General features: G+C 56.2%; 20 protein-coding genes. 15 read left to right on the top strand and 5 right to left on the bottom strand.

The features are described 5' to 3' along the window. Together hrcA and grpE are read left to right on the top strand one after the other, a co-directional pair. The gene (gene hrcA, locus BQ8290_RS12245) at nucleotides 1–1,053 is read left to right on the top strand and encodes a heat-inducible transcriptional repressor HrcA (RefSeq protein WP_108790716.1); all 1,053 of its coding nucleotides are present in this window, start codon (nucleotides 1–3) and stop codon (nucleotides 1,051–1,053) included. Nucleotides 1,054–1,070: 17 nt separating this feature from the next. Further along, a complete protein-coding gene (gene grpE / locus BQ8290_RS12240) occupies nucleotides 1,071–1,667 on the top strand; it encodes a nucleotide exchange factor GrpE (protein WP_108790714.1) in 597 nt (198 codons plus the stop codon). Nucleotides 1,668–2,002: 335 nt separating this feature from the next. On the opposite strand, the gene BQ8290_RS12235 is transcribed toward grpE, so the two are convergent. The 3 genes from BQ8290_RS12235 to BQ8290_RS12225 form a co-directional block, all read right to left on the bottom strand. After that, a complete protein-coding gene (locus tag BQ8290_RS12235; protein ID WP_108790712.1) occupies nucleotides 2,003–2,671 on the bottom strand; it encodes a crotonase/enoyl-CoA hydratase family protein in 669 nt (222 codons plus the stop codon). Nucleotides 2,672–2,809: 138 nt separating this feature from the next. Continuing rightward, the gene (locus tag BQ8290_RS12230; protein WP_337661375.1) at nucleotides 2,810–3,334 is read right to left on the bottom strand and encodes a vgr related protein; all 525 of its coding nucleotides are present in this window, start codon (nucleotides 3,332–3,334) and stop codon (nucleotides 2,810–2,812) included. 29 nt (nucleotides 3,335–3,363) lie between these two features. Next, a complete protein-coding gene (locus tag BQ8290_RS12225) occupies nucleotides 3,364–3,840 on the bottom strand; it encodes a copper chaperone PCu(A)C (protein ID WP_108792367.1) in 477 nt (158 codons plus the stop codon). A 209-nt stretch (nucleotides 3,841–4,049) separates the two neighbouring features. Here BQ8290_RS12225 and dnaK point away from each other — a divergent pair, with 209 nt between their 5' ends. Both dnaK and dnaJ read left to right on the top strand, forming a co-directional pair. Beyond that, entirely contained in the window at nucleotides 4,050–6,002 is a 1,953-nt protein-coding gene (gene dnaK, locus BQ8290_RS12220; RefSeq protein ID WP_108790708.1) for a molecular chaperone DnaK, read from the top strand. A gap of 71 nt (nucleotides 6,003–6,073) precedes the next feature. Beyond that, on the top strand, nucleotides 6,074–7,228 hold the full coding sequence (gene dnaJ, locus BQ8290_RS12215; protein ID WP_108790706.1) for a molecular chaperone DnaJ: 1,155 nt from the start codon (nucleotides 6,074–6,076) through the stop codon (nucleotides 7,226–7,228). 36 nt (nucleotides 7,229–7,264) lie between these two features. Here the strand turns inward: dnaJ and BQ8290_RS12210 are convergent, their stop codons facing one another. Next, nucleotides 7,265–9,604: a patatin-like protein gene (locus BQ8290_RS12210; protein ID WP_108790704.1), complete on the bottom strand. Its 2,340-nt coding sequence runs from the start codon at nucleotides 9,602–9,604 to the stop codon at nucleotides 7,265–7,267. A gap of 97 nt (nucleotides 9,605–9,701) precedes the next feature. On the opposite strand from BQ8290_RS12210, the gene radA reads away from it, so the two are divergent. The 10 genes from radA to rnr all read left to right on the top strand — a co-directional run bounded on the left by radA (nucleotide 9,702) and on the right by rnr (nucleotide 21,765). Next, nucleotides 9,702–11,087, top strand: a complete 1,386-nt coding sequence (gene radA / locus BQ8290_RS12205) for a DNA repair protein RadA (RefSeq protein WP_108790702.1) — start codon at nucleotides 9,702–9,704, stop codon at nucleotides 11,085–11,087. Nucleotides 11,088–11,099: 12 nt separating this feature from the next. Beyond that, nucleotides 11,100–11,621 (top strand): CvpA family protein, encoded by a 522-nt coding sequence (locus BQ8290_RS12200; protein ID WP_108790700.1) that lies wholly within the window; start codon nucleotides 11,100–11,102, stop codon nucleotides 11,619–11,621. Nucleotides 11,622–11,626: 5 nt separating this feature from the next. After that, entirely contained in the window at nucleotides 11,627–12,082 is a 456-nt protein-coding gene (locus tag BQ8290_RS12195) for an iron-sulfur cluster assembly scaffold protein (RefSeq protein WP_337661374.1), read from the top strand. A gap of 93 nt (nucleotides 12,083–12,175) precedes the next feature. Further along, complete coding sequence (locus BQ8290_RS12190; RefSeq protein WP_108790698.1) at nucleotides 12,176–13,849, top strand: MFS transporter; 1,674 nt, start codon at nucleotides 12,176–12,178, stop codon at nucleotides 13,847–13,849. 61 nt (nucleotides 13,850–13,910) lie between these two features. Continuing rightward, on the top strand, nucleotides 13,911–14,936 hold the full coding sequence (alr, locus tag BQ8290_RS12185; protein ID WP_337661373.1) for an alanine racemase: 1,026 nt from the start codon (nucleotides 13,911–13,913) through the stop codon (nucleotides 14,934–14,936). Between the two features lie 101 nt (nucleotides 14,937–15,037). Then, a complete protein-coding gene (gene phaR / locus BQ8290_RS12180; RefSeq protein WP_108790694.1) occupies nucleotides 15,038–15,652 on the top strand; it encodes a polyhydroxyalkanoate synthesis repressor PhaR in 615 nt (204 codons plus the stop codon). Between the two features lie 61 nt (nucleotides 15,653–15,713). Further along, nucleotides 15,714–17,270 carry a proline--tRNA ligase gene (gene proS / locus BQ8290_RS12175; RefSeq protein ID WP_337661372.1) on the top strand — a complete coding sequence of 519 codons (1,557 nt, stop codon included), beginning with the start codon at nucleotides 15,714–15,716 and terminating at the stop codon, nucleotides 17,268–17,270. Between the two features lie 36 nt (nucleotides 17,271–17,306). Continuing rightward, nucleotides 17,307–17,912 carry a DUF805 domain-containing protein gene (locus tag BQ8290_RS12170; protein WP_108790692.1) on the top strand — a complete coding sequence of 202 codons (606 nt, stop codon included), beginning with the start codon at nucleotides 17,307–17,309 and terminating at the stop codon, nucleotides 17,910–17,912. A 67-nt stretch (nucleotides 17,913–17,979) separates the two neighbouring features. Beyond that, entirely contained in the window at nucleotides 17,980–19,392 is a 1,413-nt protein-coding gene (locus BQ8290_RS12165) for a M28 family peptidase (RefSeq protein WP_108790690.1), read from the top strand. A 39-nt stretch (nucleotides 19,393–19,431) separates the two neighbouring features. After that, the gene (gene rnr / locus BQ8290_RS12160; protein ID WP_108790688.1) at nucleotides 19,432–21,765 is read left to right on the top strand and encodes a ribonuclease R; all 2,334 of its coding nucleotides are present in this window, start codon (nucleotides 19,432–19,434) and stop codon (nucleotides 21,763–21,765) included. An 18-nt stretch (nucleotides 21,766–21,783) separates the two neighbouring features. Here the strand turns inward: rnr and BQ8290_RS12155 are convergent, their stop codons facing one another. Continuing rightward, the gene (locus tag BQ8290_RS12155) at nucleotides 21,784–22,236 is read right to left on the bottom strand and encodes a universal stress protein (protein ID WP_108790686.1); all 453 of its coding nucleotides are present in this window, start codon (nucleotides 22,234–22,236) and stop codon (nucleotides 21,784–21,786) included. A 159-nt stretch (nucleotides 22,237–22,395) separates the two neighbouring features. On the opposite strand from BQ8290_RS12155, the gene BQ8290_RS12150 reads away from it, so the two are divergent. Beyond that, entirely contained in the window at nucleotides 22,396–23,862 is a 1,467-nt protein-coding gene (locus tag BQ8290_RS12150; RefSeq protein ID WP_108790684.1) for a 2-oxo acid dehydrogenase subunit E2, read from the top strand. Nucleotides 23,863–23,880 lie beyond the last annotated feature (18 nt).

The raw sequence follows: 23,880 nt of genomic DNA, 5'->3' as shown, positions 1-23,880 counted from the left end.
ATGACTTCCGTCCCGATTTCCGAATTGACCGAACGTGCACGCGATATTTTTCGTCGGGTCGTCGAGGAGTATATCGACAGCGGACATCCGGTGGGTTCTAAAACACTGGCGGCCGATAGCAGGATCGATTTGTCGCCCGCCTCGATCCGGTCGGTTCTTGCCGATCTGGAACGGTTGGGATTGTTGGCCGCCCCGCACACCAGCGCCGGGCGTTTGCCGACCGATGCCGGCCTTAGGATATTTGTCGATGGTATGATGCGTGTGGCCGAACCCTCACGCGAAGAACGCGCACAGATCGAGGCTCGGCTTTCTGAAAGCGGACCGGTCGAACAGGCGCTGCAACAAACCAGCATGCTGCTTTCTGAATTATCCGGCGCGGCCGGCATGGTGATGGTGCCCGCGAACGAACAGAAACTGTCGCAATTCAGCCTTGTGCCGCTCGACCCATCACGGGCCTTGGCGGTTTTGGTCGGTGAAGACGGCGGCATCGAAAACCGTGTTGTTGATATTGACAGCAGCAGCGCCGGATCTCTCGAAACCGCCAGCAACTACATTTCCGCTCATCTTGCGGGCAGAACATTGGCCCAAGCAACGCAGGCCATGCAGGCGGAGATCAAAGCTGGGCGAACACAATTGGACGATGCCAGTCGCGATTTGGTTACCCGCGGATTGGCCGTGTGGAGCGAGGATGCGGGCAAACGGCCCGTTTTAATCGTGCGAGGCGCGGCCAACCTGCTCGATGAAGCGGCCATGGGAGATATTGAACGGGTGCGATCCTTGCTTGATGATCTCGAAGACAAACAATCGGTCGCCACATTGTTGGAACGCGCGCGCGACGCCAATTCCACGCGCATTTTCATCGGCAGCGAAAACCGCTTGTTCGGCCTTTCGGGATCATCGGTCATCGCCTCACCTTATCGCGATATTGAGGGCAGGGTGGTCGGCGTTTTGGGCGTTATTGGCCCGACACGGTTGAACTATGCGCGCGTGGTCCCCATGATTGACCTGACGGCGCGATCGCTTGGTCGCGCATTGGGTAAGCTCACAGTTTAAGCGGAAAACCAGAACACATGATCGACAATGATAAGTCGCAGGCAGATGCGGCAGCAGAAGAACTAAAAGGTGTGCCCGAGGAATTCCTCGATGATGGCGGCTCTGATGAAGAATGTGAGGCGGCCTCTGATGCGGCGGCCATGGCCGAAGTGATTGAAAATCTGCGGAGCGAAGTCGAAACGGCCAAGCAAGACGTTCTCTACGCCAAAGCGGAACAGCAAAATGTTCGTCGCCGGGCGGAGAAAGACATCGCGGATGCGCGCAATTACGCGACAACCGGCTTCGCTCGTGATATTTTGAGCGTGGCCGACAATTTGTCGCGCGCGATCGAAGCGATCCCGGATAGCCTACGCGAGGATGAAAAGATGAAAGGCCTTGTGATCGGCATTGAGGCTACGCAGCGTGAGCTTGAAAAAGTGTTCAAACAGAACGGCATCGAACGCGTTGCCGCGATGGGTCTACCGCTTGACCCGAACCAGCATCAGGCGATGATGGAAATCCCTTCGACCGATCATGAACCCGGAACCATCGTTCAAGAAATGCAGGCCGGTTGGATGATCAAAGACCGATTGCTGCGTCCGGCCATGGTAGGCGTTTCGAAAAAGCCGGATTGATCAACATATAACCCTGAACGAAAACGATCGCTATCGGCGCTACGATAGCGATCGTTTTGTTTGTCTGACGCGCTTAGATCAACAAACTAAGTCGCCTAGCAAAAAGTTCGCCAAATCCTTACCCGAAATTGAGTATTCTGCGTGCGACACACTTCATGACCGGATCTGTTCGGGCAGTGAAGTTGGCGCACTGATGAATGCTCAAGCGGCAGATCCTCGGCAATGCGTCAAATTGACACCCGTATTGAATCAGTAGCGCCGTTGCGCTTTTGTGTACGGCTATAACGCCGCGCTGAAAATTCTTGGCGAACAACTAGGGGCTTACCCCGCTTTGTTCACCCAAAATTGGGCAGCGGGCTTGCCTCAATATCCGCGATCAATTGCGCGTTCATGGCCGACTTATTGGCTCCAAACGCACCGGGATTGAGCGCTTTCATCTCACCCAAAATTTTTGCCAATAAAGCATCAATGTCTTCCGCTGCGGCGACATGATCGAAATACCCGACCTCACGCGCTTCGTGCGGTGTGAACATTTGCGAAGTGGCGACCGCTTTGCGGCCCGTGGAATTCAACCGCGCCGCGCCCAAGATCATCGGGTAGATCGGCAAAGCCATACCAATCGCACTTTCATTCATGCCGGTGATAAACTCGCCTTCGGTGCCAATCGCGCGGTCAGCGGCCAGCATAAGGAAAGCACCCATTGGATAGGCGTGGCCTTCGCACAATGTCACGACCGGGGCAGGGTGACGCAGGATCGCGAGGATCGCGTCTTTGCCTGCCTGCAGTTGGGCGGTGGCGATATCTGGGCCAGCGGCGAACCCTTTTAGGTCAAACCCGGCAGAGAATATCCCTTTGCGACCGCGGATTACGACCGGCGCAAAATCGCCCGCACATTCCGCCAATTTTGCCACCAATCCATCGAGCTTTTCTTTGTTAAAGGCATTCACCTTTCCATCGTCCAAAGAGAGGATATGCGCGCCGTCGGATTTGGTGTGCGTGATCATTGTGGATTGTCCTATGCTGGATGCGAAATGCGTTGTTTCACTGCGTAAAGCACAGGATTATCCGCGCGATCCATCCTCAATTTCAAGGTTCCGTTACGGCGCGCTGCGGCAGCGATGAAATTTTATCAAAGTTTGACCCTAACGGGTCGCGCCATCAAATCGGACCAGCAGATCATAGACCGCTTTGTCCGCAATCCCGGCGACTTTAATTCCATGTCGCAACCAAAATGCGTGTTTCACGATCTCCGCTTGCTGCTCAATCCCGTAACCGGTGAATGGCAGGCCCGGTTTTATGGCATAATTGTAGCGGCAAAACGGATGCCGGTTGAGCAGCAAATACCATTGCCCGCGTTGTTGCGTTTGCCAAACATGGGTGAGTTCGTGGATCAACAATCCTTGTCTAACCATCGATTGTTCCGAAAAATCGTCGCAATACGCTTCGCCCTTCGGATGAAAATGAACATGACCGCGCGGGGCCATGGTGATCCGCTTGGGTTGAAACGGAAACCACTTTCTTCGGCGCAATTTCACTGCGCCATAATCAATCTCATCTCCAAAAACACTGCGTGCGATTTCGACCTCACCCGGTGTCATATGCCGCTCTCCGCCAACGGGACAGGCATAAACCATTCCCGTTGACGCAAAGGTGTTTTGGGGTTTCATATGTGGTGTTTCCGATGGCGAACCATCGTTCAGCGTTCTTCACCAGCGGCACGAATTTCAGCATCAAATTTGTGCCGCGCTCCGCCAGAAATGTTCAGGGTCACTTCGGCTGTTCCGCCCGCTTCCATGCCTTCGCCCAATTCGAACGCCATGATGTGCAAACCACCGGGTTCAAACGATTTTTCCTCACCCGCAGGCAAAGCAATCGGCCCCGCCTCGGCCATAGTCATTTCGAAATTGTATTCCATCATGGCGTGCACCGCCGCGCTTGATGCGCCTTCGACGGATGCCCCGCTGATGGAGACGCCCCGCTCGCCGTTATAGACCACATCGAAATAGACCGCCGCAGGATTTCCGGCCACCGGTGCGAGCACCAAACGTGCATCCGTAACCTCAAGGCCCGGCACCACGCCTTCGGGCGGTGCTTCCACTGTTTCGGCCTCTCCGCCGCATGCGGCAAGAGCCAAGCTGGCGACCATTGCAAACCCTGTTGTAAACCGTTTCATATCCGCTCCCATCGTCTTTTTCAGCATTTCAAAAATTGTCCCGTCTGTGGAAAGGATGAAAAACTAGGGCAGGGGGCTTCTTGTGCCAAGCGAAACCGCACCTATATCCGCCTCATATTCGAGCCGCCGAACGGTTTCGCCCGAAGGTTAACGCCACAGGGGAAGCGCATGGCGCGGTGTCCAACACATGTCCAATGGATGGGAAAATAATGGGTAAAGTAATCGGTATCGACCTCGGAACGACCAACAGCTGTGTTGCTGTGATGGACGGGGGAAAGCCTAAAGTTATCGAAAATTCCGAAGGCGCACGCACCACGCCCTCGATCGTTGCATTCACAAAAGATAGTGAGCGACTGATCGGGCAACCTGCGAAACGCCAGGCCGTAACCAACCCCGACAACACTCTTTTCGCGATCAAGCGTTTGATCGGTCGCCGGTTCGACGATCCATTGACTAAGAAAGATATGGAAATCGTTCCTTACGACATCGTCAAAGGCAAAAATGGCGATGCGTGGGTCGAAAGCGCCGGTGAACAATATTCACCTTCGCAAATTTCTGCATTCATCCTGCAAAAGATGAAAGAAACCGCCGAAAGCTATTTGGGCGAAACGGTTGAGCAAGCGGTCATCACCGTTCCTGCATACTTTAACGACGCACAACGTCAGGCGACCAAAGACGCCGGCCAAATCGCTGGCCTCGAAGTTTTGCGCATCATCAACGAACCAACCGCCGCTGCTCTCGCATACGGCATGGACAAAGACGACGGTAAGACCATCGCGGTTTATGACCTTGGTGGCGGCACGTTTGACGTGTCGATCCTTGAGATTGGTGACGGCGTATTCGAAGTGAAATCCACCAATGGCGACACGTTTTTGGGCGGTGAAGATTTCGACAACACAATCGTTGAATGGCTTGCCGAACAATTCCAGAAAAAAGAGAACATGGATCTGAAGACGGACAAGCTTGCGCTTCAACGTCTGAAAGAAGCCGCAGAGAAAGCCAAGATTGAACTTTCCAGCTCGGCCACGACCGAAGTGAACTTGCCGTTTATCACGGCGCGCATGGAAGGTGGTTCATCCACTCCTTTGCACTTGGTCGAAACCATCTCTCGTGCAGATCTGGAAAAAATGGTTGGCGCGCTTATCAATCGCACTCTCGAGCCTTGCAAGAAAGCTCTGACCGATGCGGGCGTGAGCAAGAATGAAATCGACGAAGTGATCTTGGTCGGCGGTATGACCCGCATGCCTAAGGTTCGTGAAGTGGTTGAGAAATTCTTCGAAGCCAAGCCGCACACCGGCGTGAACCCTGATGAAGTGGTGGCCATGGGTGCCGCCATTCAGGCCGGCGTTCTTCAGGGCGACGTGAAAGACGTTCTCCTGCTTGACGTCACACCTCTGTCATTGGGCATTGAAACATTGGGCGGTGTCTTCACCCGCATGATCGATCGCAACACGACGATCCCAACGAAAAAGACGCAAACCTACTCAACCGCCGAAGACAATCAGAACGCCGTGACAATCAAAGTCTTCCAAGGCGAACGTGAAATGGCGGCTGATAACAAGCTGTTGGGCAATTTCGACCTTGTCGGTATTCCGCCTGCGCCGCGCGGCGTCCCACAGATCGAAGTGACCTTTGACATCGACGCCAACGGCATTGTGTCGGTTGCGGCGAAAGACAAAGGCACCGGCAAAGAGCAAGTGATCAAAATTCAGGCCTCCGGCGGTTTGAACGATAGCGATATCGATCAAATGGTTCAGGACGCTGAGAAGTTCGCAGAAGAAGACAAGAAGCGCCGCGAAGCAGCCGAAGCGCGCAACCAGGCCGACAGCCTCGTCCATGCCACTGAAAAGCAATTGGAAGAGAACGGTGATAAAGTTGACGCCGATACCAAGACCGCGGTCGAAGAAGCGCTTGCCGCAACGAAGACTGCTCTCGAAGGTGACGACGCAGAAGAGATCAACGCCAAGGCTCAGGAATTGACCCAAGCCGCCATGAAAATGGGCGAACAGATCTACAAGCAAGAGCAAGAATCGGCACCAGAAGGCGGCGACACAGCGGATGCAGCCGGCGAAGATGATGCTGACGAAGAAGTTGTCGACGCCGAATTCTCGGAAGTCGATGGCGACGCCGATGCGGACGCTGACGCCGACAAAAAGGCCTAAGCGATTTAACCCTCTGCCACCCCGTCACGGATGCAAATCCTTCGTGACGGGGAGGTGTGAAAGGTACAACAATGGCCGCCACTCAAACCGATTATTATCAAACACTGTCGGTGTCGCGCGATGCGGACGCCGCAGCGCTTAAAAGTGCCTATCGCAAATTGGCGATGAAGTTTCACCCGGACAGAAATCCGGGCGATGCCGAAGCTGAGGCGAAGTTTAAGGCGTGCAATGAGGCGTATGAATGCCTCAAAGACCCGCAAAAGCGCGCAGCCTATGATCGGTTCGGCCACGAAGCCTTTACCCAAGGGATGAATGGCGGCGGCGGCGGCGGCTTTGGTGGTCGCGGCGGTCAACAGGGCGATTTCGGCGATATTGGCGATATATTCGAAACCATATTCGGCAGCGCATTTGGCGGCGGCGGAATGGGCGGCGGGCGCCAACAACAACGCCGAGGTGCGGATCTGCGTTACGATATGCAGATCAGCCTAGACGAAGCGTTTGACGGCAAATCAACAGAAATTGAAATCGAAGTCTCGCAAAGTTGCGACACGTGCGATGGATCGGGCGCGACACCGGGCACTTCGGAACGCACGTGCAATCTGTGCCACGGCGCAGGCGCGGTTCGCGCGAAACAAGGATTGTTCGTGGTCGAACGCCCATGCCCAACATGTGGCGGGCGCGGTCAAGTGATCGAGGACCCTTGCGGTGAATGTCGCGGTGAGGGGCGTGTCGATCGGGCGCAAACTTTGGCCGTGGACATACCGCCCGGCGTGGACACAGGCACCCGCATTCGTCTTTCGGGCAAGGGCGAAGCAGGTCCACGCGGCGCGACGCCTGGCGATCTGTATATCTTCATCCATGTGAAGGATCACGAATTGTTCGAGCGCGACGGGACCACATTGGCCACGCGCGTTCCAGTGAGCTTCACCACGGCGGCGCTGGGTGGGCGTGTTGATATTCCGGACCTTGATGGCAGCACCAACACGGTCGAAATTCCAACCGGCATCCAATCGGGCAAACAATTGCGCGTTCGTGGAGCGGGTATGCCCGTTCTACAGGGCCGCGGGCGCGGCGACATGGTGGTCGAAATTCAGGTCGAAACACCCACCAAACTTAGCCGCAAACAAAAAGAAATCCTTGAACAATTCCGCGAAACGGAAACGGGCGATGAATGTCCTCAAAGCAAGGGATTTTTTAGCAAATTGAAAGAAGCGTTCGGGACCTAAGCGGCCGGGATCCCGGCGACGGGGCGAGAACGAGCGCTATGCAAAACGTTGAGCGATTTCGCCCCTAAGTTTGTCGATCAATTTTTGTTTGCATCGGCCCGCGCCGCTTTCCTCATCCAGAATGGCGTTGAACGCGGCGTGTTTTGCGCCCCGGATCGCATCGCGTTCCATCCCACCTTCGACCGTTGAAACGACCAGATCGACCATTCGTTCTGCACCGTGCAATCGACCCCATAGATAATCGTTTTCGCGATAGGCACGGCTGAAAAACGCGCCGAAATTGTAGAACTCGATCCCACGCAATGTGGCCTTTGTTCCCCCTTCGCGGATCGACAAGGCATCGTCTGGCGAAATTCTGTCAATCTTCACGGGATGATATTCGCCCAAACTCTCTCGTTGGGTGAGGGGCAGGGTTGCCACATCGTAGAATGGAAAGCCCAAATAGGTCAGCAACATGCGCCGTTTCAAATTCTTAGGCATGGCGTTCAACGCTTCGGCCAACATTTCCTCGGCCTTCAAATCGACCTCTGGCAACATACGTTTTTCGGCAAGGTGATCCAGAAGCGCGCCCGGATTTTCCAACGCACACCGCGCCAATTTGCCGAACGTCTCTGCTTCCTTCCCGGTTAACATCGATGCGTCATCCGCACGGCGATAGAGAGCCAGAATGTCGTAAATTCTCTCCCGCGCGACATCCAAGGCATCGTCGGGGATTTCGGGATCCACTTCCCAATCGCGCGCCAATCGACGCGCCAACAATTGCAGGCGGCGCATGCGAAAGGCGATGTCGTGTTCGCGGAAGAAACGGATCGCTTGCGCGTTTGCGCCGCCGCCCTCTTCGGTGAGCGTTTCCAACCCTCTGGATTCCATCTCATTGCGAAATGCCGCTGCGATGGGGGTGTAATCGGTCAACCGCAATTCGGGTGCAGCGCCAAATGTTAAACGCGCTAGCCGAGCGATGATCGCGCTGTATTTCGTGTGAGCATAAGCCCCAAACGCATAATCGGCCCGTTCGGCGGCGGCCTGTTGCGCACGCTCTCTCCAATTCTCAAGCCGCTTGGGCGTTGGACTGTCCATGAAGAATGTCAGGCCGAACAGCTTTTCAACGGCCCGGTCGATCTCTGGACGCAATCCCATCACGATCCGACGAAGGCGTTGCGCGTCGCTCGATTGCTTTTCAATCCGTTCCAAATCATCGCGGATCGGTTGTTCACGCGGGATAGTCGATAGAGAACCAAAAATAGCACCGAACCATCCGATTTCAGCCGCGTCACCCTCTGGCCGGCCGGCACTTGCATCCGATCGATCGGGACGCGGATCGATGTAGACACACCGGCGGTCCACCTCGCGTTGCGATGACCGGGCCTGCATCGCCTTTAACGCCGCACCAAACGGGGCGTTCACCAACACAGAGCCATCAATCAATGCGGTGCTGCCTTCGGTTCCGTCGCGCATATGAACGGGCATGATGCGCGACAGAAAACTGGCCCGACTGTTCCAATTGCAATCCTGAGCCGCGGCCAGATCGTCAATTTCTTTTAGCGCCAAAGGCGGAAACGCACCGGGAAAGCTTGCGGTGGATCGCGCGGCCAGAACCAATTCCAACGGGTGGGCTAGGTCGTTGCCAGTCTCTCCCGGTGTTGCGGATCGAAAATCGATCGGCATCCTGTGTTCGGTTTCTTGGATGACCGGCGGAGAATTCAACCGCAACATTTCCGCATGCCCCCGAAAATCGGTCGCGGTGACAAGCAGGTCAATCGGGTGCGCTGGTGGCAAAAGCGGCTGTCCAGACGGCGTTTGCGCCATGCGCTCCAACGCTTCAAACAACATAGCGGAAAAACGAGCACCGGAAAATGGCGGGCTGAACCATCGGCCCCGCACAAGTTGGGACACTTTCGCCCGCACTTCATTGCGGGTTTCGGGCGATACGCTTTCGCTGACTGCGTTCCCCGGCCGTCTCAAAAACCAATCGGCAATCGGCTGCGCCCAAATTTTGGCATAGCGCCACATCGGTTGAGCATCCGGGTCGGTCAGCTCGCTAACATCGGCGTTCTCCAACCAGAGATTGGTCAACGGCTCGAGCGATTGGCCCGAATGGATCGCTTGGGCCAAAAACACCGCATTGATCCCGCCGGCGCTAGCACCGGTTAGAATATCGGGAAGCACTCGAAGCTTCAATTGCTTGTCGCGCTCAATCTGGATCAGCAAATCGCGGTAAACCGCAGCGACCCCGGTCAAATCGTCACCATTGCCGCTGTGATAGGCACGGCTGGCGCGGGCTAGGTGCCACACCTCTTTTGTGACGCCGTGCATATACACCGCCAGACTAACGCCGCCGTAACACACAAGAGCAAGGCGAAGTTCTTTCTGCCGCATGCGCCACAAATGGCGGGGTTTGTAGTGAAAGGCAATTGCGAATGCGAATAGAATTTCACGATTGCGTTCTTCAAATGTTCCACCTACAGATCATCGGATGGCGAAGACGAAACGGCGATATGTATGCGCAAATTGTGGCGCGGTTAGCCCGAGATGGCAGGGGCAGTGCGGCGAATGCGGTGAATGGAACACCCTAACCGAAGACGCACCCGCAACGGTCTTCTCCCAAAAACATGATTTATCCAGTGGCGGACGGGGCATCGAATTCATCGCCTTGAACAAGCCGACCGAACTGCCGGTTCGCAAATCAACCGGATTGGCGGAGTTTGATCGCGCCTTGGGCGGAGGTATCGTTCCGGGTTCTGCGGTGTTGATGGGCGGCGATCCGGGTATCGGAAAATCGACCCTTTTGCTGCAAACGGCAGCGACAATTGCGCGCGGCGGCAACGATGTCGTTTATGTCAGCGGCGAAGAAGCCGCCGGTCAGGTGCGCTTGCGGGCAAAAAGGTTGGGCGTGGCCGATGCGCCAATTCGGTTGGCTTCGAACACATCGGTGCGCGATATTTTGACCACTTTGGGTCAGGGCGAGCCGCCAGCTTTGTTGGTGATTGATTCGATCCAAACCATGCATTCCGACACGATAGAGGGCGCCCCAGGGACCGTTAGTCAGGTGCGCGGGTGCGCGTTGGAATTGATCCGATACGCCAAGGCAAGCGGTTGCGCGGTCATGTTGGTCGGGCATGTGACCAAAGATGGCAACATCGCCGGACCGCGTGTGTTGGAACATATGGTCGATGTTGTGATGAGTTTTGAAGGCGAACGAAGCCATCAATATCGGATCCTTCGTGCGCTCAAAAATCGGTTTGGCGCGGTCGACGAAATCGGCGTCTTCTCAATGGAAACCGGCGGGCTTGAAGAGGTATCGAACCCTTCGATGTTGTTTTTGTCGGGACGCGACCATCCGTTGGCCGGGAGTTCGGTCTTCCCTGCATTAGAAGGCACGCGCCCGGTGCTCGTCGAGATTCAGGCGTTGATCGTAAAATTGCAATCGGGCGCGACCCCGCGTCGTGCAGTGGTCGGTTGGGATAACGGTCGCCTTGCGATGTTGTTGGCCGTGTTGGAATCGCGGTGCGGTTTGAATTTCTCTTCTGCCGAAGTGTATTTGAACATTGCCGGCGGATACCGCCTTTCCGATCCCGCAGCCGATTTGGCGGTTGCCGCCGCTTTGGTCTCTGCTCTCGCGGACAAACCACTCCCCGATAAGTCGGCGTGGTTTGGGGAAGTTTCTCTTGCCGGAGAGATACGGCCGGTCGCGCATTCTGATCTTAGACTGCGCGAATCGGCGAAACTGGGCTTCACGCGGGGGTATGGACCATCCAGCTCTCGCGGATCATCGGACGACAAGACCGGCTCATCGACGTTGAATTATTGTTCGGTGAATGGATTGAGCAATCTCGTTGACCAGGTGATGGGTAGCGAATAATTGATCAAACCTATGACGGGTTTTGATATTATCGTTCTGATCATTGTCGCGGTTGCGGCTATTGGTGGGTTTATGCGCGGATTGGTGCAGGAGGTTTTGAGCCTTGCTGCGTGGATCCTTGCGGCATTTTCGGTCTATTATCTCCACGGTACGCTGACCGAGTTTCTGCGTGGCTATTACGATGCCGATCCGGCCACGTCGATCTTGTCATTCGCGATGCTGTTGTTGATCCCCTATGCAGCGATGAAAGTGATCGCGGGCAACGTTGGTGAGGCGTCGCGTGGATCGATCCTTGGCCCGATTGACCGTGTTCTTGGTTTTGGATTTGGCGCGGTCAAGGGCGCGTTGATTGTCGTGTTCGCGTTCTCTGTCCTCGTGTTGGGTTTCGATACGGTATGGGGCTATAAAGGGCGACCCGATTGGATCACACAAGCGCGCACTTACCCAGCAGCGGACGCATTCTCTCGCGAATTGGTGTCGATGATCGCAGAGCGCCGCGCACAGTTGTTGGGCGAAGAAGAGCCAGACCAATAACGATTGTGGCTGATCACAAGGACACAATCGCCCGCCCGGCCAAACTCTACACGCCGCGTCTCTTGGCTTTGTCCGCCGATTTGGCGTTGTTCCCACTGATCCCACCCTACCAATACTCCGCGCAAGCGCGGTCTCGCACATGCGGCAGCGTTTTGGACGTTGGCCTGAACCTCGACGATGACGCCTGCGTGAGCGCCGTTGGATTGCAAGTGACCGCCTGCGCCATTGGCCAAAGTTCCGCCGCGATCATGGCGCATTCCATAAAGGGGCGCGCGGCGTCCTATGTTCCGAACGTCTGTCTCGCAATAGAGGCATGGTTGCGCGGCGATGGCGAATTGCCCGATTGGCCAGGCTTTGACGCATTGGAACCCGCGCGTGCGCATCCCGGTCGCCACGACGCATTGCTGCTTCCATGGCGCGGCGCGGCGAAGGCCCTATCAACAGGGACGGTTTCATCCTGAGCAGCCTGTCGCTAAGGCATGCAATTCAGGATAGGAAAGACCGCAGAGCCGACCGATTAACGGTTGGAAAGCGGGCATGATGAACGGGGACACATGACAAGTTCAACGACAGAAGCGGAAATTTTGGCCGCTCATGAGCCGTCGGCGAAAGAAATTCGCCTTGTGGTGGGCGCGTCCAGCGCGGGGACCATTTTCGAATGGTACGATTTCTTCATCTACGGAACATTGGCGCTAGTTTTGCAAAACGCCTTTTACGATGTCGATGATCCAACCCTTGGATTGTTGTTGGTTTGGTCGACCTTTGCCGTTGGCTTTGCATTCCGTCCTATCGGAGCGGTTTTGTTCGGTTTTCTAGGCGACAAACTGGGGCGCAAATACACCTTCATTGTCACGGTGACATTGATGGGTATTGCGACCGCTGGCGTCGGCCTGATCCCGACGGTGGAGCAACTTAAGGCAAGTTACGGCGAAGAGTATGTCTTCATCGCTCCGATGATCGTGATCTTTTTGCGCGTTCTCCAAGGGCTCGCATTGGGTGGTGAATATGGCGGCGCCGCGATTTACGTCGCCGAACACGCCCCGCCGGAACAACGCGGTTTCTACACCAGCTTTATTCAGGCCAGTGTCGCAGGCGGTTTCGTCCTTTCAATCGTGGTCGTGTTGCTGTGTCGCTGGATCATCCCACAAGAAGAATTCAACGATTGGGGTTGGCGTGTGCCGTTCCTCTTGTCGATCTTGTTGCTCGCCATCTCATTGTGGATGCGTGTCAAATTGTCGGAAAGCCCCGTGTTTAAGGCGATGAAAGAAGCAGGCGAAACGGCCGGCAATCCGTTCATCGAGAGCTTCACCTATCCGGGCAACCCTAAGCGTATCTTTGTCGCTTTGTTCGGTGTGGCAGGGATTTTGACCACGATTTGGTACACCGCCTTCTTCTCAAGCTTGTCCTTCCTAAAAGTGGACATGCGGCTTGATGAATTAACCGTGGAATTGATCTTGTTGGCGGCCGGTCTGATTTCGCTCAGCTTCTACATTATCGTGGGCAAATGGTCCGACCGTATTGGGCGTAAGAAACCGATTATCATTGGTGCCTTGGCCTCATTGGTCCTTTTGTTCCCAATATTCTGGTTCATGGGCAGCTTGGCCAATCCCGGTCTCGCAGAAGCCGCGGAACGCACGCCCGTAGTTGTTTCCGGCGAACAATGCGTCACCGATCCGTTCGCCAAACTGTTCGATCGTGAACAGACCGATTGCGGCAAAATCCTTGGTTCGCTCACCGCTAGCGGCGTGTCGTATACCGTCGAAGCGGCGGATACGTTGGGCGTAACGGTTGGCGGTGAAACCGTGGCAATTGGTGATGATTGGATGGCCGACAACAGCGTCCGGACACTGGGCATTCAGGCCGCTTTGACTGAGGCTGGTTTCGACTTCACTCGCCAAGTACCCCCGATGATCAACATCATTGGCATCGTGCTGGCGTTGTTGATGTTGGGTGTGCTGTCGGCGTTGACCTACGGTTCGGTCGCGGCGCTCTTGTCCGAGATGTTTCCGGCGCGCATCAGGTATTCATCGATGTCGATCCCGTATCACATCGGGGCAGGGTACTTGGGCGGCTTCTTGCCGTTGATTTCCGGAATTATCGTCGCCAGCACGGGTAATGTCTATTCTGGCCTATGGTACACTTGGGGCGTTGTAGCCTTTGGTGTCGTCGTCGCATGGTGGGGCCTTTCGGGTGGACCGCCAAAGGACTTTGAGGACGACGTTGCCTAATCCGGATCAGTCTAAGCCGACGTCTACGCCGGCCTACACATCGCCAGAGCCAACCTTGAGGTTGCGGGTTGATACATCCGCATTGGCCGCCAATTGGCGCGCTCTGGATGAATTGTCTGGGCCGGCTAGGGCTGGCGCGGCGATCAAGGCGGATTGTTACGGATTGGGCGTCGATGCCTGCTTGCCGGTCCTGCGCGATGCGGGTGCCGATCGGTTCTTCGTCGCCCATTGGAGCGAAGTTTCCGGCGCGTTGATGCATGTGCCCGCAGATCAGATTGCTGTTCTGCATGGTCCGGTTCGTGACGATGATGTTGCCTTTGCGTTGGCGACAGGCGTGGTGCCGGTAATCAATTCCCTTGATCAGGCGCGCCGATGGACAATGGCCGGTGGGGGCGCATGCCATTTGATGGTGGACACCGGCATCAACCGATTGGGCGTGTCACCGCAAGAATTAGGCGATCCGACCATTGCAGACCTGTCAGTCAACATCCTGTTGAGCCATTTGGCGAGCGCGGATGAGGACGAGAAGGGCACGAATTTCGCGATGAATGCGCGCCAGCTTGCGGCGTTCAAGGAATGCCTAACGATGGTACCGCACGTGACAGCCAGTTTGGCAAACAGCGCGGGAATTGGGTTGGGCCACGATTACGCGATGGACCTAACCCGTCCCGGCATCGCGCTGTATGGCGGGGTTCCGCGCGATGACATGGGGGCACACCTCCAACAGGTCGGTCATATCGATGCCGCCATCATCCAAACGCGTATGTTATCCGCCGGTGATGCGGTCGGATATAACGGCGAATTTGTCGCGGAAAAACCGATGCGCGTTGGGACCGTGTCACTGGGTTATGCGGACGGATTTTTGAGAAGCCGTGGCCCCGGCGGGGTGGTGATGCGCGATGGAGTCACCTTGCCGCTATTGGGCAAAGTATCGATGGATATGGTCGTTGCGGACCTTTCCAACGCGCCAAACCTGGGTGAAGGGGATTGGGTCAATGTGCCATTCGATCTTCCCCATGTTGCGCAGCAAAGCTCTGTTTCTCAATATGAATTGCTGACGATGATCGGGCGGCGATTGCGCGGCTAATGCAGTTTTAATCGCACTTGCGAACAGGTCTTTGGCGTTTGTGTTGCGCCGCACATTGTGCAGATGCTAAGATACAGAAAAATACAATCGGGATCACCATAATGGCACGCAAGTCGAACGACACTTCCGCCGACATTTCGGCAGACACGACTATCATCAAAAAGTACGCCAATCGGCGGCTCTACAACACGGCCTCGTCCAGCTACATTACGCTCGAAGATTTGGCCAAGATGGTGCGCGATAATGTCGACTTTGTGGTTTTCGATGCGAAATCGGGTGACGACATCACGCATTCGATCCTGACGCAAATCATCATGGACGAAGAAAGCAATGGCGGCCAAATGCTGCCCGTCAGTTTCCTGCGCCAATTGATCGGCATGTACGGCAATTCCATGCAAACGCTTATGCCGTCATACCTCGAAGCGAGCATGACCAATTTTCGCCAGAATCAGGGCAAAATCCGCGAAGCCTTCGAAAAGGGCATGAGCAACAACCCGCTGGCGGCGATCCATGAAACCAACATGGCGATGATGCGCGCCGCCGCCGAAACGTTTATTCCAGGCGCAAGCAATTTGACCGGGGGCAAATCTGCGCCCACCAGATCCGCACCGGCCAAACAGGAAACTCCGGCAAAATCGGACCCTTCGGACGAACTGGCCGCGATGCGCGATCAAATGGCCGCGATGCAAAAGAAGCTGGACGAATTGGGCAAATAAAGCCACGCGATCCGGCAACGAACAACCGCCAATATTGGCACCGGATTAGACAGGAACTTTTGTGGCAAATACCGGCTCAAACATTCGGCACGCGCTCAATGTGAAGCGCGAAGACGATTTCGCCAAATGGTATCAAGAAGTGATCAGCGCGGCCGACCTCGCAGAGGAATCCGGCGTGCGTGGTTGCATGGTGATCAAACCATGGGGCTACGGCATCTGGGAGCGCGTTCAACGATTGATGGATGACCGCATCAAAGCCGCCGGCGTTCAAAACACCTATTTCCCCATCTTCATACCGCTCGCCAATTTTGAACGCGAGGCGGAACATGTCGAAGGTTTCGCCAAAGAAATGGCGGTCGTCACCCATCACCGTTTGATCGCGGGCAAAGATGGCGGTTTGATCCCCGATCCCGAGGCGAAGTTGGAAGAACCCTTGGTGGTTCGCCCGACGTCCGAAACGATCATTGGTGATGCGATGGCGCGGTGGATACAATCGTGGCGCAACCTGCCGTTAAAGATCAACCAATGGAGCAATGTTGTCCGTTGGGAAATGCGCACGCGGATGTTCCTGCGCACCAGTGAGTTCCTTTGGCAAGAAGGGCACACTGCGCACGCAACTAAGGAAGAAGCGTTGGAAGAAACGCATCGCGCCCTGGAAATGTACCGCGCCTGTGTCGAAGAAGATTTGGCCATGCCGGTTATCGCAGGCGAGAAGCCTGAGAATGAGCGTTTTCCCGGCGCCGATGAAACATGGTCTATCGAAGCCATGATGCAGGATGGTAAAGCCTTGCAGGCAGGCACGTCGCATTATCTGGGCACCAATTTCTCAACCGCTGCGGGCATTCAATATCAAGACCGCGAAGGCGTCCAACAACACTGTCACACGACCAGCTGGGGCACGTCGACCCGGTTGATCGGCGGCGTGGTGATGACGCATGGCGATGACGATGGATTGCGCGTGCCACCGCGGATCGCGCCGCATCAAATCATCATCCTTCCCATGCTGCGCGACAAGCCCGAGGATGAGGCGGTTCTTGCCTATTGCGAAGAATTGCAAGCATCGATCCGAGGCACCAACGCTTGCGGGGAAAGCGTACGCATTTTGCTCGACAAAAGCCCTGGCAAAGCCACCGCCAAACGGTGGGATTGGGTGCGCAAAGGAGCTCCGATCATCGTAGAGGTCGGCCCACGCGATATGGAAAACGGCAAAGTCGCCATGTTGCGCCGCGATCAACTGTGGAACGCGGACAATGGAAAACCCGCGATGCAATTCATCAAGCGCGAAGAATTTGCCGACGGTCTTTCGGCGCTGCTCGAAGACATTCAAACGCGCATTTTCAAAGAAGCGCAGGATCGGCGCGATACCAACATCACGCGCGGCGTGACGCAATGGGACGAAGTGACCGAATTCTTCGCAAGCCAAGGAAAATATCCCGGCTGGGTTGAAGTACAATGGTCCAAACCGACCGGTGCGGCGTTGGAGAAAGTCGTCGAGAAATTGAAGGGTGAGAAACTGACCATCCGCAATGTACCCTTGGGTTCCGATGCAAGTGATGGCACATGTATCTTCACCGGCGATCCGGCGGTTGAACGAATTTTGGTGGCGCGCGCCTATTAAAACGCTCGCGGTGTATATCAGAGAGGGACAATTAAGATGATACAATCGATCCGCCATGGTTTGACCCACATCTTCGATGTCTCGGGCCGCGATGCGCGACAGACATTCTGGTTTTACGTCCTGTTCTTGGTTGTCGCCCAATTCATCATCGGGATGGTTGCCGCGATCCCCCTATATGTCTCCGTTTTCACGCAAGCTTTGGAATCGGCATCCGCGGGGGCCGAAAGCGCTGAGGCGATGGAAGCTTTTATGAGCAACATGATCGGGCAAATGCGATTGCAAATGATCATTTCGACCGTCTTGGGAGTTATCATGACGGTGATGTTGATCGCTTCGTTTGTGCGCCGGCTTCACGATGGCGGGTTTAGCGGATGGATCGCTGCTGTGCCGGTGTGCACACAGATATTCAGCCTTGTTTACACCTACACGTTCTTTGACCGCATCGAAGAAGTGATGCGCGAATCAATGGCGACGACACAAAACGCTGCACAGAATGGCGATTTTGACCCCTTTGCTGCCCAGGCGGAGATGGGAGTCATGGGATTGGTCGGATGGATCGGATTGTTGATCATCATCGGGTTCGGGATCCTCAAAACAGAAGACGGACCCAACGCCTATGGTGACGCGCCCACGCGCTTTTGATCGCATCGGATGGGTCCGGTGATCAGACCCCTTGCATAAGGTTTAGACGCAAGGCAGTCATGCGCGCATGATAAAAAGCGCCTCCATACTTGCCGTCCCCGCCATGATAATCATGGCACCGTTTTCACCCACTGCCTTGGCGGATTCGCGTTCATCCGAAGCGAATCCCGGTGATCCGGGTTTGGAAGTGTCCGAAGCGCGAATGCGCGGCGATATGGACACAATCGTGGGATTTGGCACGCGGCACACGCTTTCGACGCAGACAGATCCCAATCGTGGGATCGGCGCGGCGGTCGATTGGGCGTTAGATGAATTTGGCCGGATGAGCGCGGAATGCGGTGGATGCCTGGACGTGCAACCGGTGGGACGGGTTATCGAAGCGGATGGCCGGCGCATCCCAGAACCAACTTTGGTCCGCAACGCTGTGGCAATTCAACGCGGAACCGAACGCCCCAATGAAGTCATCATCGTTCAGGCCCATTATGACAGCCGCGTCACCGATCCATTGAACGAGACGGATGATGCGCCGGGTGCAAATGATGACGGTTCGGGCAGCGTCATGGTGTTGGAGGCTGCGCGAATTCTGTCGCAGCGCGAATATCCATCAACCATCATTTACGCCCTGCTGACGGGTGAGGAACAGGGCCTGTATGGAGCAGGCATCCTTGCCGATTGGGTAGGGGAACAAGGGATGACGGTGAAGGCCGTTCTCAACAACGATATGATCGGCAATTCATGCGGGTCAGATGGATATTGCGAGCCGGATGTTGTTCGCGTTTTTTCCGAAGGGTTGCGCGCCGATTCCACACCCCGCTTGCGCGCTCTGCAACGCCGTTTTGGGGGAGAGAACGACTCTCCGGGGCGCAACCTCTCTCGCTGGCTAGCCAATCTCGCAGCGGAGCATCCCGATGGCATGCAAGTGCGCCAGATTTGGCGGACCGACCGCATGGGCAGAGGCGGGGACCAAATCCCCTTCCTTGATCGTGGATACCCCGCTGTTCGCGTTACCGTGGCGGTCGAGGACTACGATCACCAGCATCAGGACCTGCGCGTTGAAGACGGCGTGACTTACGGCGACACGGTGGATGAGCTGGATTTTGAGTATTTGACGCGGTCGAGCGTTCTGAATGTGCGCGCACTCAACCATCTTGCAATGGCACCCATGCCGCCGAGCGTGACCGCCGATGGGGCTGTTCGGACCGACACAGAGCTACAGTGGAGCTATCCAAAGGGAGCTACGCATTTCCGCTATTATGTTCGCAGGACGGATGAGGCTCATTGGCGCAGCGGCGTAAAACTGACCCCCCTGGATGACACGGCAAAAGAAGGCGGCACGGTTACCATCGCTATTCGCCGCCGCGCGGATGATTGGATTTTTGGCGTAGAGGCTTGCAACGGGGAATATTGCTCACCCGTCTCAACGGCAGTCCCCGGCGGCGCGTTTGAGCCCATTGAGCAGCCCGAGCCCGCTGCGGAGTAATCGCTTCCCACTGTCCGAGCGAACGGGTAGGGCGCGGAGATGGTCAAATACTCCCCCAAATACCCTCAAGGTATGCCCTCGGCAAAACAGGTTCTCCGTTTTATCCAAGAAAGCGACGGCCCCGCAGGCAAACGTGAAATCGCCAAGGCTTTTGGCCTGAAGGGGCAGGAGAAAATCGCTCTTAAACGCCTGCTCAAAGACATGGCGGAAGAGGGACTGATCGATGGTAAGAAGACGGCCTATCATCGGATGGGCGGGGTGCCGAAAGTCACCGTATTGCGCGTTGTCGAAATTGAAGACGGGGAACCCGTCGCCATCCCCGACAACTGGGCACCGGATGCGGAGGGCGAACCACCGCGCTTAATTGTGCGGGAAATGAAGGGCGCAAAGGGTAAATCAAACGGCGCCCGACGCGGCCCCGCTCTCAAACGCGGCGATCGCGTCCTTTCCCGCACGGAAGAACGGGACAGCGGCTGGATCGCGTATCCGATCAAGAAACTGCCCGCTCGCACAGAAGGTTTGATGGGCGTGGTTGAAATCGACGGCAGCGGCAAAGCGTGGCTTGCCCCGGTCGACAAACGCATCCGTCGATCTTCACCGATCAGCGATGTCGGGGAAGCAGAAGAAGGCCAATTGGTCTTTGCAGAGCGCACGGGGCGATCCGAACGGTCCGGCCTCAAAGTCATCGACGTAATCGGTGACCCGCTGGCACCAAAGAGTTTTAGCCTGATCGCAATCGCCAAACACGGCATTCCGCACACCTTCCCACAGGAGGTGAATGCCGAGGCGACCTACGCGGTCGCACTGACATTGTCGGAGGAGAAGCGCGAAGATTTGCGTGATCTACCGATCGTCGCGATCGACCCCGCCGATGCGCGCGATCATGACGATGCCATTTGGGCCGAATCCGATGGCAAGGGCGGTTTCAAGGCTTTGGTCGCGATTGCCGATGTCTCGTTCTATGTGCGCCCTGGTTCGGCATTGGATCGAGAGGCCCGGAAACGCGGCAATTCGGTCTATTTCCCCGATCGCGTCGTTCCCATGCTGCCCGAGGTTCTATCGGCGGATGTATGTTCCTTGCGTGAGAACGAAGATCGCGCGGCTATGGCGTGTCACCTTCATATCAACGCCGATGGTCAAATAACCAAGCATCGTTTCACTCGCGCAATTGTGCGCATCCATCACAACATCCCCTATGAGGATGCACAGGCAGCGGTCGACACCGGTTCGCCTCCTGATTATTTGGCCAACCTATGGGCCGCGTGGGCGTTGCTTGCGGATGCGCGGGCAAAGCGCGATCCGCTTAACCTCGACCTGCCAGAGCGGCGGGTGATGTTGAACGAGGAGGGGCAGATCGCCGAAATCGCTGTGCGCGAACGGTTGGACGCGCATCGCGTGGTCGAAGATTTCATGATTGCCGCCAATGTGGCCGCCGCCAAAGCGTTGGAGTCCAAAACCTCCCCGGTCGTCTATCGGGTGCATGACACGCCGAGCCGGGAGAAATTGATCGCGCTTCGCGAATATATGGGCACGCTGGGCAAGAAATTGTCGATGGGTCAGGTTATCACCCCAAGCCTGTTCAACCGATTGCTTAAAGATGTGACCGAAGAATCTGAGAAAGCTCAGGTTATGGAAGCCGTCCTTCGCACGCAGATGCAGGCGTTTTACGGTCCCGCCAATGGTGGACACTTTGGGCTCGCACTGGGATCGTACGCCCATTTCACTTCGCCGATCCGTCGCTATGCCGATTTGTTGGTCCATCGTGCCTTGGTTGACGCATATGGACTGGAACAACCCAAACCGACCGTCGATTTGCCGGAAAGAACAGGGCTATCCGACAAAGATCGCAGCAGTCTTCAAGAAATCTGCGACGCCATCAGTCAAACCGAACGGCGAGCGATGGAGGCGGAGCGCGATACGATCGATCGCTATGTGGCGGCGTGGCTTTCTGGTCGTGTAGGTCAGGTGTTCGACACCCGGATCACCGGCGTCCAAGGATTTGGCTTCTTCGCCACGATCGAAGGGCTTGGCGGTGATGGATTGGTGCCCATTTCGACGCTGGGCGATGAATATTTCCGCCATGATGAGGCCGCCCAATCGCTGATCGGGGAAAATAGCGGCACCACTTATTCCGCCGGTGACCGCCTCAAATTGAAATTGGCCGAATCCAACGCACTAACAGGGGCGTTGAAATTTGTGCCGGTTGATGCGGATGGCAATGCGATCGAAACACGGGGACAAAGAGGCGATGGCGACAGGCGCGGCGATCATCGCGGCCGCCGCAGTGGTCCGCCCAAGAAAGCGGGGAAATACACGGCCGGAAAACGCGGACGTCCCGGAAATATTAGACATCAAGGCCGGCGCAAAAAATAGGCCGATTATCGAGGTTGGTTAAGCTTTGTGATCGCTGCGTTCTTCATCATATCCATGTGGGATGACGTAGAGGGGGCAGGGTAGAGCGCCGGAATGAACGGCAAAGTGGGTCACCAACGGCCCGGGATTTCCGCCCTTTGCTGCGCCCAATACCAATGCAGCCACTTCGTCGTGGCTGTCCAAAAATTCGCTAACGATCTTTTGGCCGTTGCCAATTTTCACCGATATCGTCGGCATTATACCGCTTTCAGCGAGCAGATTACCCGCGACGCCGTGGGCCAAGACTTCGGCGCGATCGCGCGCTTCCTGTTCGATGGTGGCTTGGACACCGCCAAACGCGCTGAAATTCTGTTGCGCGACCAAAGCCAGCAAATGAACCGCGCCATCGACCTGAACAGCGCGCCTTGCGGCAAATCGCAAAGCCGCTCTTGCTTCGTCGCTTTCATCAATGATGACTAAGAATGTGCGCATGACCGCCCCTTTGTTTCGGCAGGATATCCCGACAAACTGGCAAAATTGCAAGTGGAGCGGTCAAAGATCACGTCAGAAGACTTGCTCCTATCGCGTCACGGGTTAAAGCCACCGAACGCCATTTATTCGAGAATGCCGTAAGGGAGTTTTGCAAGTATCATGGCCATCGAAATCAAGATGCCCGCTTTGTCGCCCACCATGGAAGAGGGCACCCTCGCCAAATGGTTGGTGAATGTTGGCGATTCTGTTCAATCGGGCGACATCATGGCCGAGATCGAAACGGACAAGGCGACCATGGAATTCGAAGCGGTCGACGAGGGCGTTATTGCTGCCATTGTGGTTGGCGAAGGCAGTGAAAACGTTGCCGTCGGCGCGGTCATCGCAATGTTGGCCGAAGAAGGCGAAGATATTGGCGATGTGAGCGCTCCTTCTGCCGATGCAGCTCCTGCACCGACACCCGAGGCAACATCTGCGCCTGTCTCTGCACCTGTGCCGGCGGCGGCTAACGGACCCGCCGCGTCTCCGACTGCGAAACGTTTGGCCGAAGCACACGGTGTTGATTTGAACCAGATTGAAGGCACCGGCCCCAAAGGCAAAATCACCAAAGGCGATGTCGAGGCCGCAATCGACAGCGGCGCTGCCACTGCAACGCCATCCGCTCCGGCTGAGGCTCCCGCTACCGCGCCTGCTGCTGCACCGGTTTCCGGGTCGTCTGGCGGCCGTGTCGTTGCATCCCCGTTGGCGAAACGGATCGCAGCGGCAAAAGGCATCGATCTTTCGGCGGTGACAGGTTCCGGTCCTAACGGCCGGATCGTCAAATCGGATGTAGAGAATTTTGTCCCAACGGCAGCAGCGGCATCCGCTGCATCATCTCCGGCGGCGGCCCCTGCGCAAAGCGCATCCGCACCGGCGGCCCAACCTGCGAACGAATTCGATGCTCCGTTCGAAACGCAAAAATTGAACAATGTCCGCAAAGTCATCGCCCGCCGTTTGACCGAAGCAAAACAAACCGTGCCGCACATCTACCTTACCGTGGATGTTCGTCTCGATCCGCTGCTTGCCCTGCGCAAACAATTGAACGCATCGTTGGAACCCGATGGGGTCAAACTGTCGGTCAACGATTTGATCATCAAAGCGCTTGCCCGCGCGTTGCAGCGTGAACCGCAGTGCAACGTTTCGTTCCAAGGCGACGTGATGCATCAATACACACGCGAAGACGTGTCGGTCGCCGTTGCGGCCCCATCTGGTTTGATTACTCCGATCATCCGCGATGCAGGCCGCAAAGGCTTGGCCGAAATTTCAAAGGAAATGAAAGAGCTCGCCGGGAAGGCACGCGATGGGAAGCTGCAGCCGCATGAATATCAAGGCGGCACTGTATCCCTCTCCAACCTCGGTATGTTTGGCACCAAACAATTCGACGCCGTGATCAACCCGCCACAAGGCATGATCCTAGCCGTGGGCGCAGGGGAACAACGCCCCTATGTCGTAGACGGCGCGTTGGATGTCGCGACCGTGATGAGCGTGACGGGCAGTTTTGATCACCGCGCTATTGATGGTGTGGACGGCGCCAAATTGCTCGACCAATTCCGCAGCTTGATTGAAAACCCAATGGGGCTTGTCGTCTGATTTTTGAAGAGAAGGCTC

It is taken from the genome of Erythrobacter sp. Alg231-14 (assembly GCF_900149685.1).
In the GTDB taxonomy this organism is placed as follows: Bacteria; Pseudomonadota; Alphaproteobacteria; order Sphingomonadales; family Sphingomonadaceae; genus Erythrobacter.
The sequence above is the reverse complement of the archived record's forward strand: the minus strand, read 5'-3'. Positions and strand labels throughout refer to the sequence as shown.